The organism is Enterococcus sp. AZ140, from assembly GCF_051714405.1.
GTDB lineage: Bacteria > Bacillota > Bacilli > Lactobacillales > Enterococcaceae > Enterococcus_B > Enterococcus_B pernyi.
The window spans coordinates 971,404-987,281 of record NZ_JBIORU010000001.1; the positions used below are offsets into that span (position 1 = coordinate 971,404).

A 15,878-nucleotide genomic window follows, 5' to 3' on the forward strand; every position below is an offset into this window, starting at 1 on the left:
TTATTTTGAAAAAATCAATTAAAATCAAATAAAAAAATAGATTAGAATATTTTTGCGTACATATATATAAAATAAGCAAAGAAAGTAGGGGTCAAATGGAAACAGAAATCAAAAAAAAACAGCGTATTGAAAGAAAAAAAGCAAAAATGCGTCGAGTATGTCAAATGTTGGATATTGAGAATTGGGAAAAAAATGAACGGATCGTCACAGAAATACGCTCGATCATCCAAACGGATCGACCTGTAAAGGGGAGGGAAGTTGGAAATAGGAAAAAGAAAAAAAGGGAATGCCAAGTACCTTCGACAAAACCCCTTTGATTCATGATTTATTTTTTTAACCTACATAGCAATTGGTGCATTTAAATTTCTTTTTGGAATAGAGATTTCTACTAAGCCCGGTAACTCGATCACTTGGATGTCATCAGGATGGTACTCAGCGTCATGGATTTTTTTTAAGAAGTAACGTTGGATTTCTTCAATTTCCTTTGGTTGGATATTACGATTTTCATTCATCAGGACGATTTCGTTGTGCTCGGGAGCTTCTGTATAAATAACGGTTGTATTTCCTGCGGTATACACCTTAACCATATGTGCATCTGTATTTTCCAGCTGATTTAAAACTAATCGTGAATGACTGTTTGTTACATTAACTAGTTTCATGGCGCTCACCTCTCTTATGTATTTAAGAAATAACTTACATTAATTATAATTTTTTTTTAGTAAAATGAACAGCATTTTGTCTTCTTAAAAATGAACGGACGAGAAAAAATCGTTACTTTTTTTCCAAAAATAAAAACAAAAGCGGAGAGTGGCAAACTCTCCGCTCGATTTTTATTACCATACTAACGTGGAATTATTCTGTCGGTTCGTTGTTTGCTTCTTTGACTAAACGTTCAGGTTTAGACGTAATGACGATTTTGTCGTCTTTATCTAATTTTGCTTTAAGATCTGAGATCGTTGGATGATCAAGATAGAATTCGGCAATGCCGTCTTCGATTTGTTCTTGGATCGTCCGACGTAATGGTCGGGCACCCATTGCTGGATCGTAACCAAGATCAACCAGCTTTTCTTTGACATTCGTAGGAACGTCCACATGTAATTGTTGAGCCGCCAACAATTGGTTGACATCATCAAGCATGAGCGTCACGATCGTCATCAAGTTTTCTTTTGATAAAGCACTGAACTCGATGATTCCATCAAAACGATTCAAGAATTCTGGTGTGAAGTAGTTGTTCAATTGATTCAAGACAGAACGAGTCACGCCTTCACGAGCAGCACCAAAGCCAACATTGGCTTCTACTTTTCCAGTTCCTGCATTACTTGTCATAATGATGATTGTATCCTTGAAGCTGACCGTACGACCTTGCGCATCGGTCAAACGTCCATCATCTAAGATCTGTAGGAACATGTGTAAGACATCTGGATGTGCTTTTTCTACTTCATCAAGCAGAACCAAACTATACGGATTTCGACGTACTTTTTCAGTCAATTGACCAGCTTCTTCATAGCCGACATAGCCTGGAGGGGAACCAATCAATTTTGCGACACTGTGTTTTTCCATGTATTCTGACATATCGAAACGGATCATCGATTCTTCAGATCCAAATAATTCATAGGCTAGTTGCTTCGCTAATTCTGTTTTACCAACACCAGTAGGACCAACAAATAAGAAAGAACCAATTGGACGGTTTTTCTTGCTTAAACCAACTCGATTACGACGAATGGCTTTGGCTACCCGATCAACCGCATCGTTTTGCCCGATCACATGTTTTTTCAAGTCGTCCGCTAAGTTTTTCAATTGAGTTTGTTCTTTTTCTTTCAGTTCACCAACTGGGATGCCTGTACGTTGTTCAACGATTTTTTCCATGTCCTTTTCAGAGATTACTGGGATTTCTTCTTCTGAAAGTTGACGTTCTTGCATTTTTTTCAATTTATTGATTTGATCGCGATAATAAGCTGCTTTTTCGAAATCTTCTTCTTTAGAAGCCAACAACTTTTGTTCTTCCGCTTCTTCCAATTTCTTTTCGATCATTTTTGGATCAACGATTTGGATCGTTAAGTTTTTCTTAGATCCTGTTTCATCCAGTAAATCAATGGCTTTATCCGGTAAAAAACGATCTTGGATATAGCGATTGGACAATCTAGCCGCAGCTTCGATCGCAGCATCTGTGTATTTGACATGATGGTAGTCTTCATAGCGCTTTTGCAATCCTTTTAAAATACTGATCGTTTCATCTACAGAAGGTTCATCGACACGAACAGGTTGCATCCGGCGCTCTAACGCAGCATCTTTTTCAATGATCCGGTATTCATTCAATGTCGTTGCCCCAACCATTTGTAATTCGCCACGAGCTAATGCGGGTTTTAATATATTTCCGGCATCCATGTTACCATCACCAGCTGAACCAGCCCCAACGATTTCATGAACTTCATCTATAAATAAAATGACATTTTCTGCTTGTCTGATTTCTTCGATTAGTTTTTGCATCCGTTCTTCAAATTGTCCTCTGATTCCTGTGCCTTGGACAAGTGAAACAACATCTAAGCGAATCACTTCTTTATCTAGTAATTTTTGTGGAACATCGCCATCAACGATTTTTTGTGCGAGTCCTTCAACCACAGCTGTTTTACCGACACCTGGTTCTCCGATCAATACAGGATTGTTCTTTGTGCGGCGATTCAAGATTTCGATCACGCGCTTGATTTCATCATCTCGACCGATGACTGGATCGATTTCACCTTGGCGTGCTTCTTCTGTGATATTGATACCGTATTCGCCTAAAAGACCATCTGAAGCGGGGCCTTGTGGTGGTTGTCCACCATTGAAGTTGTTGTTCCCACCAAATTGAGTAGGGGGTGTTTGTTCATAATTTCCTTGTTGTTGCATTTGACGAGACATCGAACGAAACAGATCGTCCAGACTCCCAAAGCCAAATGGATCATTTTGGGCCATACTTGTTAGACCTCCATTTTGCTGATTTTTGATTTTTTGGTAACAGCTCTGACAATAGTCAAGTTGTGTACGTTGGCCATTGACAGTCGCATACAAGTGAATCGTTGCTTCATTTTTTCCACAGTTTTGACAAAGCATAAAACATTCACGTCCTTTCAAACATTGGTCATTAAGTCTATTTTACATCGCGCCTATCTTTGGGTAAAAGAATAACACTCGATCAACAAACCTGGTAAAAGTCATACCTTGTTGACCATTACTGACCATTTAATTTTATTATACTAATTTTTTGAATTGACGCAAGCAATTGATTCTTTTGTTCAGGCAATGTGACAAAACATTTGGGTAAGAACCTTAAGTTGTCGACGAATCTGTAGGGGATCTAGCTGAAATTTCGTGAATTGTTCAATTACTCGACAAACAATGATTGGTCAAACGATTCATGAGATATAAAAAAACATAGAATTTATTAAAACAGGAATAATCGTCACTATGCATGAAACACTTCTACAGAATACTTTATTGGATTTTCTCTCAATTTAAATGAAAACTGTTGTATCTAAGGAAAAAAAATGGTAATCTTTACAGATGAAAGGGTTCATCTGATTAGTTCTATCATGGATTGCTAAAAAAGAAAACCCTCACATAAAAACAACACTCACTTAAAGGAGACCGATTAATATGGAAAAGAAAGAATTTCACGTAGTAGCAGAAACTGGGATCCACGCACGTCCAGCTACACTATTAGTACAAACAGCAAGCAAATTTAACTCTGATGTAAACTTAGAGTATAAAGGTAAATCAGTAAACTTAAAATCTATCATGGGCGTTATGTCTTTAGGTGTAGGTCAAGGTTCTGACGTTACTATCACTGCTGAAGGTGCTGACGAAGCTGACGCTATGGCAGCTATCGTTGAAACAATGAAGAAAGAAGGCTTATCTGAATAATGGTTGAAATGCTAAAAGGGATCGCCGCTAGTGACGGAGTAGCCGTTGCAAAAGCTTACCTGCTAGTTCAACCGGATTTATCATTCAGTAAGACGACAGTTGAGGATACTTCAGCTGAAGAAGCTCGCTTAGATGATGCTTTAGCAAAATCAACTGAAGAATTACAACAAATTCGTGAAAAAGCAGCGCAAAGCTTAGGTGAAGCAGAAGCGCAAGTATTTGACGCACATTTAATGGTTCTTTCAGATCCTGAAATGATAGGTCAAATCAAACAAAACATCAAAGATAACAGTGTAAATGCTGAATCAGCTCTTAAAGAAGTAACGGATATGTATATCGGTATGTTCGAAGCAATGGAAGATAATGCTTACATGCAAGAACGTGCAGCAGATATTCGTGACGTTGCAAAACGTATTTTAGCACATCTATTAGGTGTGACTTTACCAAACCCTTCAATGATCAATGAAGAAGTGGTTGTCGTGGCGCATGATTTGACGCCAAGTGACACTGCTCAATTAGATCGTAACTTCGTAAAAGCTTTTGTAACAGATATCGGTGGACGTACATCGCATTCTGCAATCATGGCTCGTTCTCTTGAAATTCCAGCAATCGTTGGAACAAAAGAAATCACTGCGAAGGTCAAAGAAGGCGTAATGTTAGCTGTTAATGGGATCGAAGGCGATGTAGTCATTGAGCCAACAGCAGAACAAAAAGCCGAATTTGAAAAAATCGGCGCAGATTATGCTGCACAAAAAGCAGAATGGGAAAAACTGAAACATGCTGAGACAGTGACTGCCGATGGCAAACACTTTGAATTAGCAGCCAACATTGGTACACCTAAAGATTTAGTCGGTGTACACAACAATGGTGGTGAAGCAGTTGGACTTTATCGTACTGAATTCCTTTATATGGATTCACCAGATTTTCCTACTGAAGAAGACCAATACGTTGCTTACAAAGCAGTATTGGAAGGAATGGAAGGAAAACCTGTCGTTGTTCGTACAATGGATATCGGTGGAGATAAAGAATTACCATACTTGCAATTGCCGCATGAAATGAATCCTTTCTTAGGATACCGTGCATTACGTATTAGCTTGTCAGAACAAGGTGACGATATGTTCCGTACGCAAATGCGTGCGTTATTACGTGCCTCTGTACATGGAAACTTGCGTATCATGTTCCCAATGGTTGCTACACTAAAAGAATTCCGTGGTGCAAAAGCAATCTTTGAAGAAGAAAAACAAAAATTAGTAAATGAAGGCATTGAAGTCTCTGATTCGATCCAAGTAGGGATCATGATCGAGATTCCAGCTGCAGCCGTTATTGCGGATAAATTTGCTAAAGAAGTTGACTTCTTCTCAGTAGGAACAAACGACTTGATCCAATACACAATGGCAGCTGACCGTATGAACGAACGTGTTTCTTACTTGTACCAACCATACAACCCATCAATTCTACGTTTGATCAAAAACGTCATTGATGCAGCACATGCTGAAGGTAAATGGGCTGGTATGTGTGGAGAAATGGCCGGCGATCAAATGGCTGTTCCTTTACTAGTAGGTATGGGATTAGATGAGTTCTCAATGAGTGCAACATCGATCTTAAAAACACGTAGCTTGATGAAACGTTTAGATACAAGCAAAATGGCTGAACTAGCGGATCGTGCCCTAAATGAGTGCGATACAATGGAAGAAGTCGTAGAACTTGTTAATGAATATCTAGCTTGATTTTTAGAACAGGCACAGTATTTTGCTGTGCCTGTTTTTTTGTCTTCTTGCAATAATAAATAAAGTTCCGTTCCAACTTACAAGTTTGTTGGGAAAAAATCGGACTTAAGGTTGAGTGACAGCTTTCACGCTGTGTTATAATATAAGAGTGAGGGGGAACGTAGATGAAGGTATTATTATATTTTGAAAGTGAGAAGATACTTTCTAAGTCCGGCATTGGTCGTGCACTTGATCATCAAAAGCGTGCGCTTAAAGATGTAGGGATCTCCTATACTTTAGATAGTAAGGAAGACTATGATATTTTGCACATCAATACATATGGTATCAATAGTCACAACATGGTCAACAAAGCGCGTAAAAATGGTAAAAAAATAATTTATCATGCGCATTCAACGGAGGAGGATTTTCGTAATTCCTTTATCGGTTCGAATCAATTAGCACCATTTGTAAAAAAATATTTAGTCGGATTGTATGAAAAGGCAGATTACTTGATTACACCAACCCCATATTCAAAAAAATTATTGCAAAGTTATGGTATCGATTTACCGATTCAATCGATTTCCAATGGGATCGATTTGGAAAAGTACCAACCAGACCCTGTCAAAGAACAAAAATTCAGGGAGTATTTCAATCTTTCACCTGATCAAAAAGTGATTATTTGTGTAGGACTGTTCTTTGCAAGAAAAGGAATCATCGATTTTGTTGAAATAGCCAAACAATTACCGGAATATACATTCATCTGGTTTGGTCATGTACCGATGTATTCGATCCCAAGTAATATCCGAAAAATCGTGAAAGAAGATCATCCCGATAATGTCATTTTTCCAGGCTATATTCGAGGAGAGATCATCGAAGGAGCATACTCAGGAGCGGATCTGTTCTTTTTCCCTTCTTATGAAGAAACGGAAGGTATTGTCGTACTGGAAGCTTTAGCAAGTAAACAAAATGTGTTAGTACGTGATATTCCAGTCTATGATGGTTGGCTTGAAGATCAAAAAAATTGTTATATGGGGCGAAACAATGAAGAGTTTTCACAACTCATTCAAAAAATCATTCAACATGAAGTACCTAGTTTAGTTGAATCTGGCTATCAAACGGCTGAAGAACGAAGTATCAAAAGAATTGGTGAACAACTTCAATCCGTTTATCAACAAGTGCTAAAGGCATCCGATTCTTCAGATGAACAAATGCAAGAATCAAAATAAAGGTAGTTTGGAGGCGAAAAAAGATGAAAATCGGCTTTTTTACCGATACCTATTTTCCACAGGTAAGTGGTGTTGCTACATCGATCAAGACATTAAAAGAAGAACTCGAAAAAATGGGACATGACGTGTATATATTTACGACAACAGATCCCAATGCAGACAAGTTAGAAAAAGATGTAATTCGTATGCCAAGTGTTCCTTTTGTATCATTTAAAGAACGCCGAGTAGTGGTACGAGGAATGTGGTACGCCTATTTAGTGGCAAAAGAATTAGAGTTAGATCTTATCCATACGCACACTGAGTTTGGGGCGGGTGTTCTTGGCAAGATGGTCGCAAAAAAATTAAAGATCCCATCGATCCATACGTATCACACGATGTATGAAGATTACCTGCATTATATTGCAAAAGGGAAAGTGATTCGACAATCCCATGTCAAATACTTATCTCGTCTATTTGTGAACCATACGACAGGTGTGGTTTGCCCGAGTGAGCGTGTCATCGAAACATTGCGAAGTTATGGGGTGACAGCACCATTACGAGTGATACCGACTGGGATCGATATAGACAAATTCAAACGTCCAGAAATCACACAAGAACAAATCAAAGAGCTACGCACTTCATTAGGGATCAAGGAAAACGGCTTGATGATTTTATCTTTAAGTCGAATCTCTTACGAAAAAAATATCCAAGCGTTAATCCAAGGGTTTCCAGAAGTCATCAAACACTATCCAGATGCACGACTAGTCATAGTCGGAAACGGACCTTATGTTGAGCAACTAAAAGAACTGATCACGTCGCTGGATTTAGCTGATGCGGTTCAATTTACTGGGGAAGTCGATAACAATGACGTCGCGTTCTATTATCGTGCGGCTGATTATTTTGTGTGTGCGTCGACATCAGAAACACAAGGATTGACGTATACAGAAGCAATGGCGGCTGGTACACCATGTGTAGTTGAAGGAAATGATTATTTGAATCGTTTATTTGATCATGCTTCCCTTGGCCGAACATTTGAACGAGATGAAGACTTTGCACCTGCACTTATTGATTATATTGAAAGCAAAGTTGAAAAAGATCCAGAAGTGTTTGAAAAGAAACTTTACGAGATCTCAGCTACTCATTTTGGTCAATCAATGATCGAATTTTATGAAGATATGCTTGTGTATTACAAAGAAGAGATGCGTAAAAAAGAAGAAGAAGCATCCATCGAACGGATTAAAATTAAATTAAATTCTTTCAAAAGATAAAAAAACAGTGAATAATCCTAAAAAAATCCTTGTTTCTAGCGTATACTAGCATAGAAACAAGGATTTTATCGTTTAGGAGGGCAAAAGATGAAAATTGGTTTTATCGGTACAGGAGTTATGGGAAGCGCGATTGTTCGTCATTTACAAAAAGCTGGCCACGAACTGACTGTTTATAATCGTACGAAAGCAAAAGCTGCGCCACTTATGGAAGAAGGGGCAGTATGGGCAGATAGTCCACAAGAAGTAGCTGAGATGAGCCAAGTTATCTTTACAATGGTTGGCTATCCTCAAGATGTGGAAGAAATCTATTATGGTGAGAAAGGCATTTTCCAAGCAGCTATAAATGGAAAAACAGTCATAGATTTAACGACAAGTACGCCAACACTTGCTGAAAAAATTGCAGCAAGCGCACAAGAGCTTGGAGCGGATGCCTTAGATGCCCCTGTCTCAGGAGGCGATCTAGGTGCAAAAAATGGCACCTTAACGATCATGGTGGGTGGAAAAGAGAATGTCTACGAGCAAGTATTACCACTATTTCGTGAGTTTGGAACAACATTTACGTTACATGGTTCAGCTGGAAAAGGACAACATACAAAAATGGCAAACCAGATCATGATTGCCGGAACAATGACTGGTATGACAGAGATGCTTGTTTACGCACAGAAAGCTGACTTAGACTTAGAAAAAGTGATTGCCACACTTTCAGGCGGTAGTGCTGCAAACTGGTCATTAAGTAATTATGCACCTCGTATTTTACAAGAGAACTATACGCCAGGATTTTTTGTCAAACATTTTATCAAAGATTTGAAGATTGCTTTAGCCGAAGCAGAAAAAGTAGGGTTGGACTTACCAGCAACCAAAGAAGCCCGAAAGCTGTATGAGAAGTTAGCAGAAAAGGGTTTTGAGAACGATGGAACACAAGCATTGATCAAGCTTTGGTGGGAAGATGGCAGACAGCCGAAAAAAAAATCCTAAAAAACTAGTTTTTTTGGAGAAAATCAATGCAAGTCGACGATGCTTTTGATACAATATAACAGAACTAAGAAAAGGAGGACCTCCGATGGCACATTCACAATTAGTCGCAATCATTAAACGACTGGAGGCTATGGTCGAATCAGCAGACAATGAGCTGCAAGTTCGTCGTTTTGAAAAAGAGGGCGTAGAAAAATGCACCGTAACTTATGATAAAGCGACAGAAACATTTGAACTAACTGAAACAGACACACATCAACAATACGAATTCGACAATATCGATATCGTTGCGATGGAGATCTATGATTTGATTCAATAAGATTTCGAGCTAGCTAAAAGAGCCTGGGATTCAACCAATGCGTTGGATTCCAGACTCTTTTTTTGTTTCCTGTTCGTCTTTTGCCAGTTTACGTTGGTAGCTGATCAAGATTTGAACAGGATCGATTTCTTCTTGAGACAGTTGTCGCTTGAGTGACAACCTATTGTCTTTTTCATAATAGAAATGAGGCGCTTGTCCAGGTTCTGTGATCGTTGTATCAGCCACTTGACCGTAGGAAACCAAGAAATGCTTGATCTTGGTCTCATCGCTAGCTAACGGCATGCTCAATGTGATTCTCGGTGTTCGTAAAAATTTTTTTTGTTCTTGTATCCGACCAGTAAAGTAGGTGATCAATTCGATATCTCGTTGTAGAATAGCCGCCTTCTCAAAATTAAGCTGGTTAATAAAATGTAATTGTCGTTTTTTTAAATAGCCTAACAATTTCTTGTTTCTTCCTTGCAACAGACCTTGGATCTCTTTCTTTTTTTGGTCAAAGCTCAATGCCTTCATTTCAGGAAGTTGAACTTGTAACGCCAAATGACTGATTTCAGAAAGCCAAGGCATTTGATAGTTTTCTTCGATGATTCGAAGGATACTAGGCATTTTTTTATAAAGACGAAAAGGGCCATAAGTTCTTGCGGTAGGAATATTCGTGAGAAAAAGACCATCGGATTGAATATGTAAATAGTTATAGTTGTCAAAATAATTCATCCGACGATTGTAGATAGGACGATAGTGTTGGATCAATTGACACTCTAATAATAAGGCATCTAGTTCAGTATCAACGACAACGATCTCAAAATCTGCAATCGAACGAACTAAGCGCAAGACTTTTTTCGAGTGTTGTTTATTTTGATGAAAATACGTACTTACGCGATTTTTTAAATTTTTAGCTTTCCCCACATAAATAATTTTTCCATCGCTATTTTTCATCAAGTAAACACCAGGTAATAAAGGTAGGTTTTTTACTTTCTCTTTTAAGTGCATAAGCGCTCCCCTAATTGAATTTGAACTAAAAAGATTATAACAGATTTAAAAAAATGAACAATAAAAGGGATTATATTTTATAAATAAATTATAGAGATACTTTGATAATCAAAATATTTTTTTATTCATTTATTTTAATTTTTAGAGGTTTAAAGGTTGATATTAAAGCATTTTGTCATAAATTTAAAATTAAAAAAAATTAATAATGCAAAAAAATCTAGTTAAAAGGTTGCATTTTGAAAAAAGTTAAGATATAGTTTGAACATCAAAAGATTTGATAATCAAACTAATTTTAGTGGATGGTGGAACATGGAACCTGATTTTAATACAGTAAATGATTATCTCGTTAGTGTCTTCAATGATATTTTGACGATCGAAGAATCCGAATTAAAAAAGTCACAATTCAAAGATCTGTCGATTACAGAGATGCATACGATCGAGGCAATCGGTATGTACAAGAAAAAGACAACTTCAGAAGTAGCCAAAGAACTGTCGATTACTGTTGGGACCTTGACCACTGCTATCAACAAGTTAGTTAGGAAAGGCTACGTTGAGCGTATCCGTAGTGAAGACGACCGACGAGTGGTGAAGCTGGGGTTGACCAAAAAAGGTAAGTTACTTTACCGCGTGCATCAGCATTTCCATCGTGAAATGGTCAAAAACATTATGGATGGTATGGCTGCCGACGAACAACAAGCTTTGCTGTCTGCATTGAAAAACTTGCATGATTTCTTGCGAGATTACAAGTGAGGAAGTTTAATGGAACAATTTGGAACGATCACAGCAACGGCAAGTGTCTTACCGGAAAAAATCATCACAAACGATGATCTCTCAAAAATGATGGACACTTCGGATGAATGGATTTCATCCCGTACAGGAATTAAAGAGAGACATTGTGTGACCGAGCAGGAGACTTCCGATTTGTGTTACCTCGTTGCCGAAAAATTACTAAAGAAAAAAACACTCGATCCAAAGGAACTCGATTTTATTATCGTTGCTACGATGTCGCCTGATTATACATCGCCTTCTGTCGCAACTTTAGTTCAAGGAAGGATCGGCGCAACCAAAGCAATCGCCTTTGATATCAGTGCCGCATGTTCAGGATTTGTTTATGCCTTGAGTGTTGCAGAGAAACTGATTCGCTGTGGCTCAATGAAAGGTTTAGTAATTGGTGGCGAAACATTATCTAAACTGATCGATTGGACGGATCGTTCAACCGCTGTCTTGTTTGGTGATGGTGCTGGTGGGATTTTGTTAGAAGCTGGCTCAGATCAAAAATTATTGAGAGAATCGCTAGCGGCAGATGGTTCGCGTGCGCAATCTCTTACTTCTGGCTATCTACCAAATCAATCGCCTTTATACACGAAAGATTCAGAAGGTTCTTACTATTTAAAAATGGTTGGACGGGATATTTTTGACTTTGCTGTAAGAGACGTCGCGATGAACATCAAGGAACTCATTCAAGACACACCTGTTGATTATCTGCTTTTGCATCAAGCAAACTTACGAATCATCGAAAAGATTGCTCGCAAGGTAAAAATTCCCCAGGAGCAATTCCTAACGAACATGGATAAATATGGCAATACTTCCGCAGCAAGCATCCCGATTCTTTTAGATGAAGCGATAGAAAGCGGAAAAATTACCTTAGGTCAAAAACAAAAAGTGGTATTTACAGGTTATGGTGGAGGATTGACATGGGGAAGTATCCTCATGGAACTATAAACTGATAAAAATAAAAAATATAAAATAAAGAAACAATATCGGAGGAATTATCATATGGTATTCGAAAAAATTCAAGAAATCATTGCGGAAGAATTAGGGAAAGACACAGAAGAAATCAAATTAACGACAAACATCCAAGAAGACCTTGAAGCAGATAGCTTGGATTTATTCCAAATCATCAACGAGATCGAAGATGAATTTGATGTGAAAATCGAAACAGAAGACGGCATCAAAACAGTTCAAGATTTAGTCACTTATGTTGAAAAACAAACTGCATAATCATCAAGATTAGGTTGGGGGCTGGGACATTTTCCGAAAAAGGAATGTCTTAGCCTTTTTTTAAATGAAACAAAAAGCTATCTATCCTGAATATAAATTGGAGACTATGATGAAAACAGCATTTTTATTTAGCGGACAAGGTGCACAATACCAAGGAATGGGTCAAGACCTCTACCATGAACCCATCGTGAAACAGACTTTTGATGAAGCTAGTCAGATCTTGGGCTATGATATGGCGGAGCTTTGTTTTTCAACAAATGAACGTTTGGATCAAACGATCTATACGCAGCCGGCTATTTTGACTGTCAGCATTGCGTTCTATCGTTTGCTGAAAGAACATAGGATCACTCCTCAAGCCGTTTTAGGGCTTAGTTTAGGTGAGTATTCTGCTTTAGTAGCCAGTGGTGCGCTCTCCTTTAGTGAAGCAGTCGCATTGGTCGAAAAAAGAGGCACGTTTATGACAGACGCTGCACCTACCGGTAGTGGGAAAATGGTAGCTGTGATGAATGCACCGGTAGATGTTATCGAGAGCTGTTGTAAGCAGGCGGAAGAAATGGGGATCGTTTCCCCTGCAAATTACAATACACCCCAGCAAATCGTCATCGGAGGCGAAGAAAAAGCAGTGGATCAAGCGGTAGCACTATTACAAGAACAAGGGATCAAACGAATGATCCCACTCAATGTAAGTGGCCCTTTCCATACAGCAATCTTAGAACCTGCTGCTAGACAATTAGCGGAGGAACTAAGCAAGATCGTTTTTTCAGAACCTGAAATACCTGTGATCAGCAACACCACGACAGAGATCATGACGAAAGAAAGAATCCCAGGTTTACTTGAACAACAAGTGATGAAACCCGTTCGTTTTTACGAAAGTATCGAAAAACTTAAAGATTTAGGAATCGACCAAGTGGTCGAAGTCGGGCCCGGTAAAGTATTAAGTGGCTTTATGAAAAAAATCGACAAGTCGATCGCCGTTGCACGTGTGGAGAATCAACAAACATTTGAAGAAACAATCAATCGATTGTCATAGGAGGCAAGTTATGGACGTAACTGGAAAAAATGTATTTATTACAGGCAGTACACGAGGAATTGGTGAAGCAATCGCTTTAGCCTTTGCCAAAGCAGGCGCAAACATCTTCTTAAATGGTCGTGGAGAGATCCCAGCCGAAAAAATCAATGCGATCAAAGCGCATGGGGTTGAATGTGTAGGGATCTCAGGTGATATCTCCGATTATGATAAAGCAGGAGAGATGATCAAAGAAGCAGAACAGCAGCTGGGTTCTGTCGATATTTTGGTCAATAATGCGGGAGTTACGAATGATAAACTTGTCTTACGTATGGATGCAGATGATTTCAAAAAATGTTTGGATATCAATCTAACAGGAACTTTCAATATGACACAGCACGTGTTAAAGAAAATGATGAAAAAAAGAGAAGGCGCGATCATCAATCTTTCAAGTGTTTCAGGATTGATCGGTAACTTGGGTCAAGCCAATTATGCAGCAAGTAAAGCAGGAGTTGTCGGTTTTACTAAATCTGTGGCAAGAGAAGTTGCCACACGAGGAATCACATGTAATGTGATTGCTCCGGGGTTTGTCACTACAGATATGACAGATGTATTATCCGAAAAAGTAAGAGAACAAGCAGAAAAACAAATTCCAATGCAACATTTCGGCCAAGTGGAAGATATTGCGGAAGCCGCATTGTTCTTAGCGAAAAGCTCGTATATCACAGGGCAAGTCATCAATGTTGACGGCGGATTGGTCATGCACGGATAGGGAGGAAAATTTATGAATCGAGTAGTAATTACAGGTTATGGAGTCACTTCACCGATCGGTAATGATGCAGATAGTTTTTTAGCTAGTTTAAAAGCTGGGACGAATGGCATTGCACCGATCACAAAATTTGATGCAACAGATACAGGAATCACTTTAGCAGGTGAAGTAAAAGACTTTCCTTTTGATAAATACTTTGTAAAAAAAGATAGCAAACGGATGGATATGTTTTCAATCTATGGCATTTATGCTGCGATGGAAGCATTGACGATGAGTGGGATCGAAAAAGAAACGATCAACCAAGATCGTTTTGGCGTTATCGTTGGCTCTGGGATTGGTGGTTTACCAACGATCGAAAGCCAAGTCATCCGCATGCACGACAAAGGAGCCAATCGTGTATCACCAATGTTTGTTCCAATGTCGATCGCCAATATGGCAGCTGGTAATATTGCGTTGCGTGTAGGGGCGAAAGGAATTTGTACGTCGATCGTGACCGCTTGTGCCAGTGGAACGAATGCGATTGGTGAAGCATTCCGCAACATCAAACATGGTTATTCCGATATCATCCTTGCAGGTGGAACAGAAGCAACAATCTGTGAAATGGGGATCGCCGGATTTGCGGCATTGACTGCTTTGTCAACATCGACAGATCCTGAACGTGGTTCGATGCCATTTGATGAAGACCGTAATGGTTTTGTTATGGGTGAAGGGGCAGGAGTATTAGTCCTTGAATCACTGGAGCATGCACAAGCTCGTGGCGCAAAAATTTATGGTGAAGTCGTGGGTTACGGCTCAAATTGTGATGCTTACCATATGACAGCTCCAACACCAGATGGTTCTGGTGCGTCAAAAGCAATGAAATTGGCGATGGAAGAAGCCGGGATCGATGCAAAAGAAGTGGGCTATATCAACGCACACGGAACAAGTACACCTGCAAATGATCAAGCAGAAGCTAAAGCGATTCAAATCGCATTAGGACACTCTTTCAAAGAAACCTATGTCAGCAGTACGAAATCAATGACTGGTCACTTATTAGGTGCTGCAGGTGGGATTGAGGCGCTTGCCACTTTGATGGCGTTAGAGCATCAGTTTATTCCACCAAACATCAATGTTGAAAAACAAGATCCTGAAATCGATCTGAACGTTGTGATCAACGAAAGTAAACCAGCTGAACTGTCTTATGCCATGAGTAATTCATTAGGATTTGGTGGACATAATGCTGTACTATGTATGAAACGCTGGGAGGAATAATGTTGAAGATCAATGAAATCAAAGAATTAGTCAGTCAATTTGATCAGTCAACTTTAACAGAATTTGACTTGAAAGACGGACAATTTGAATTATATATGAATAAAAATGAAATGAGTCGGGGAATGGGGCAAACAGTACCAACAACGAGTGCTTCTGAACCACAACCTCAACAAGTTGTACCGGCTTTACCAAAAGAAGAAAGCCATTCTGTTCAACCAGAAGCAGTTGCGCCGACAATTGATGGGACTGAAGTGAAATCACCAATCGTTGGAATCGTCTATCTACAACCATCTCCTGACAAACCAGCATTCAAAAAAGTAGGAGATAAAGTCGCTAAGGGTGAAGTGATCTGTATCATTGAAGCAATGAAATTGATGAACGAAGTAACGAGTGATGTCGATGGTGAGATCGTTGCGATCTTGATCGACAATGAAGAAGTCGTAGAATACGGACAACCACTCTTTATCATCCAACCAAATTAAGCCAAGGAGAAC

The 15,878-nt window shown here is 39.0% G+C and carries 17 protein-coding genes; 14 read left to right on the forward strand and 3 right to left on the reverse strand.

The window, feature by feature from the left end; genetic code table 11:
- Window positions 1–95 precede the first annotated feature (95 nt).
- A complete protein-coding gene (locus tag IGJ39_RS04600) occupies window positions 96–317 on the forward strand; it encodes a flagellar motor switch protein (protein ID WP_438764237.1) in 222 nt (73 codons plus the stop codon).
- A 21-nt stretch (window positions 318–338) separates the two neighbouring features.
- Here IGJ39_RS04600 and IGJ39_RS04605 read toward each other — a convergent pair whose 3' ends face one another.
- On the reverse strand, window positions 339–659 hold the full coding sequence (locus tag IGJ39_RS04605; protein ID WP_019723965.1) for a DUF1827 family protein: 321 nt from the start codon (window positions 657–659) through the stop codon (window positions 339–341).
- A gap of 193 nt (window positions 660–852) precedes the next feature.
- The gene (locus IGJ39_RS04610; RefSeq protein ID WP_195339095.1) at window positions 853–3,090 is read right to left on the reverse strand and encodes an ATP-dependent Clp protease ATP-binding subunit; all 2,238 of its coding nucleotides are present in this window, start codon (window positions 3,088–3,090) and stop codon (window positions 853–855) included.
- Between the two features lie 543 nt (window positions 3,091–3,633).
- Here IGJ39_RS04610 and IGJ39_RS04615 point away from each other — a divergent pair.
- The 6 genes from IGJ39_RS04615 to IGJ39_RS04640 all read left to right on the forward strand — a co-directional run bounded on the left by IGJ39_RS04615 (window position 3,634) and on the right by IGJ39_RS04640 (window position 9,370).
- Complete coding sequence (locus IGJ39_RS04615; protein WP_002287602.1) at window positions 3,634–3,900, forward strand: phosphocarrier protein HPr; 267 nt, start codon at window positions 3,634–3,636, stop codon at window positions 3,898–3,900.
- Window positions 3,900–5,627, forward strand: coding sequence for a phosphoenolpyruvate--protein phosphotransferase (gene ptsP, locus IGJ39_RS04620; protein ID WP_019723966.1), 1,728 nt, complete (start codon window positions 3,900–3,902; stop codon window positions 5,625–5,627). The genes IGJ39_RS04615 and ptsP overlap by 1 nt, the downstream gene beginning before the upstream one ends.
- A 164-nt stretch (window positions 5,628–5,791) precedes the next feature.
- On the forward strand, window positions 5,792–6,832 hold the full coding sequence (locus IGJ39_RS04625) for a glycosyltransferase family 4 protein (RefSeq protein WP_065096196.1): 1,041 nt from the start codon (window positions 5,792–5,794) through the stop codon (window positions 6,830–6,832).
- Between the two features lie 23 nt (window positions 6,833–6,855).
- Complete coding sequence (locus IGJ39_RS04630) at window positions 6,856–8,079, forward strand: glycosyltransferase family 4 protein (RefSeq protein WP_019724512.1); 1,224 nt, start codon at window positions 6,856–6,858, stop codon at window positions 8,077–8,079.
- Window positions 8,080–8,166: 87 nt separating this feature from the next.
- Window positions 8,167–9,054 (forward strand): NAD(P)-dependent oxidoreductase, encoded by an 888-nt coding sequence (locus IGJ39_RS04635; RefSeq protein WP_010735882.1) that lies wholly within the window; start codon window positions 8,167–8,169, stop codon window positions 9,052–9,054.
- Window positions 9,055–9,139: 85 nt separating this feature from the next.
- A complete protein-coding gene (locus tag IGJ39_RS04640) occupies window positions 9,140–9,370 on the forward strand; it encodes a YkuJ family protein (RefSeq protein ID WP_010735881.1) in 231 nt (76 codons plus the stop codon).
- 30 nt (window positions 9,371–9,400) lie between these two features.
- Here IGJ39_RS04640 and IGJ39_RS04645 read toward each other — a convergent pair whose 3' ends face one another.
- Window positions 9,401–10,357 (reverse strand): GIY-YIG nuclease family protein, encoded by a 957-nt coding sequence (locus IGJ39_RS04645; protein ID WP_065096195.1) that lies wholly within the window; start codon window positions 10,355–10,357, stop codon window positions 9,401–9,403.
- Window positions 10,358–10,666: 309 nt separating this feature from the next.
- Here IGJ39_RS04645 and fabT point away from each other — a divergent pair, with 309 nt between their 5' ends.
- The 7 genes from fabT to accB all read left to right on the forward strand — a co-directional run bounded on the left by fabT (window position 10,667) and on the right by accB (window position 15,866).
- On the forward strand, window positions 10,667–11,107 hold the full coding sequence (gene fabT / locus IGJ39_RS04650; RefSeq protein WP_104775537.1) for a fatty acid biosynthesis transcriptional regulator FabT: 441 nt from the start codon (window positions 10,667–10,669) through the stop codon (window positions 11,105–11,107).
- A 9-nt stretch (window positions 11,108–11,116) separates the two neighbouring features.
- A complete protein-coding gene (locus IGJ39_RS04655; protein WP_010735878.1) occupies window positions 11,117–12,079 on the forward strand; it encodes a beta-ketoacyl-ACP synthase III in 963 nt (320 codons plus the stop codon).
- Between the two features lie 54 nt (window positions 12,080–12,133).
- Window positions 12,134–12,358: an acyl carrier protein gene (locus IGJ39_RS04660; RefSeq protein WP_010735877.1), complete on the forward strand. Its 225-nt coding sequence runs from the start codon at window positions 12,134–12,136 to the stop codon at window positions 12,356–12,358.
- Between the two features lie 109 nt (window positions 12,359–12,467).
- Window positions 12,468–13,388, forward strand: coding sequence for an ACP S-malonyltransferase (fabD, locus tag IGJ39_RS04665; RefSeq protein WP_066025709.1), 921 nt, complete (start codon window positions 12,468–12,470; stop codon window positions 13,386–13,388).
- Window positions 13,389–13,398: 10 nt separating this feature from the next.
- Entirely contained in the window at window positions 13,399–14,136 is a 738-nt protein-coding gene (fabG, locus tag IGJ39_RS04670) for a 3-oxoacyl-[acyl-carrier-protein] reductase (RefSeq protein ID WP_195339094.1), read from the forward strand.
- 12 nt (window positions 14,137–14,148) lie between these two features.
- Complete coding sequence (fabF, locus tag IGJ39_RS04675; protein WP_195339093.1) at window positions 14,149–15,384, forward strand: beta-ketoacyl-ACP synthase II; 1,236 nt, start codon at window positions 14,149–14,151, stop codon at window positions 15,382–15,384.
- Window positions 15,385–15,386: 2 nt separating this feature from the next.
- The gene (accB, locus tag IGJ39_RS04680) at window positions 15,387–15,866 is read left to right on the forward strand and encodes an acetyl-CoA carboxylase biotin carboxyl carrier protein (protein ID WP_317742961.1); all 480 of its coding nucleotides are present in this window, start codon (window positions 15,387–15,389) and stop codon (window positions 15,864–15,866) included.
- Window positions 15,867–15,878 lie beyond the last annotated feature (12 nt).

Bases quoted from the DNA above. Each gene is read 5' to 3' on its own strand.
- IGJ39_RS04600 (WP_438764237.1), top strand. From the start codon at position 96: ATGGAAACAGAAATCAAAAAAAAACAGCGTATTGAAAGAAAAAAAGCA.
- IGJ39_RS04605 (WP_019723965.1), bottom strand. From the start codon at position 659: ATGAAACTAGTTAATGTAACAAACAGTCATTCACGATTAGTTTTAAAT.
- IGJ39_RS04610 (WP_195339095.1), bottom strand. From the start codon at position 3,090: ATGCTTTGTCAAAACTGTGGAAAAAATGAAGCAACGATTCACTTGTAT.
- IGJ39_RS04615 (WP_002287602.1), top strand. From the start codon at position 3,634: ATGGAAAAGAAAGAATTTCACGTAGTAGCAGAAACTGGGATCCACGCA.
- ptsP (WP_019723966.1), top strand. From the start codon at position 3,900: ATGGTTGAAATGCTAAAAGGGATCGCCGCTAGTGACGGAGTAGCCGTT.
- IGJ39_RS04625 (WP_065096196.1), top strand. From the start codon at position 5,792: ATGAAGGTATTATTATATTTTGAAAGTGAGAAGATACTTTCTAAGTCC.
- IGJ39_RS04630 (WP_019724512.1), top strand. From the start codon at position 6,856: ATGAAAATCGGCTTTTTTACCGATACCTATTTTCCACAGGTAAGTGGT.
- IGJ39_RS04635 (WP_010735882.1), top strand. From the start codon at position 8,167: ATGAAAATTGGTTTTATCGGTACAGGAGTTATGGGAAGCGCGATTGTT.
- IGJ39_RS04640 (WP_010735881.1), top strand. From the start codon at position 9,140: ATGGCACATTCACAATTAGTCGCAATCATTAAACGACTGGAGGCTATG.
- IGJ39_RS04645 (WP_065096195.1), bottom strand. From the start codon at position 10,357: ATGCACTTAAAAGAGAAAGTAAAAAACCTACCTTTATTACCTGGTGTT.
- fabT (WP_104775537.1), top strand. From the start codon at position 10,667: ATGGAACCTGATTTTAATACAGTAAATGATTATCTCGTTAGTGTCTTC.
- IGJ39_RS04655 (WP_010735878.1), top strand. From the start codon at position 11,117: ATGGAACAATTTGGAACGATCACAGCAACGGCAAGTGTCTTACCGGAA.
- IGJ39_RS04660 (WP_010735877.1), top strand. From the start codon at position 12,134: ATGGTATTCGAAAAAATTCAAGAAATCATTGCGGAAGAATTAGGGAAA.
- fabD (WP_066025709.1), top strand. From the start codon at position 12,468: ATGAAAACAGCATTTTTATTTAGCGGACAAGGTGCACAATACCAAGGA.
- fabG (WP_195339094.1), top strand. From the start codon at position 13,399: ATGGACGTAACTGGAAAAAATGTATTTATTACAGGCAGTACACGAGGA.
- fabF (WP_195339093.1), top strand. From the start codon at position 14,149: ATGAATCGAGTAGTAATTACAGGTTATGGAGTCACTTCACCGATCGGT.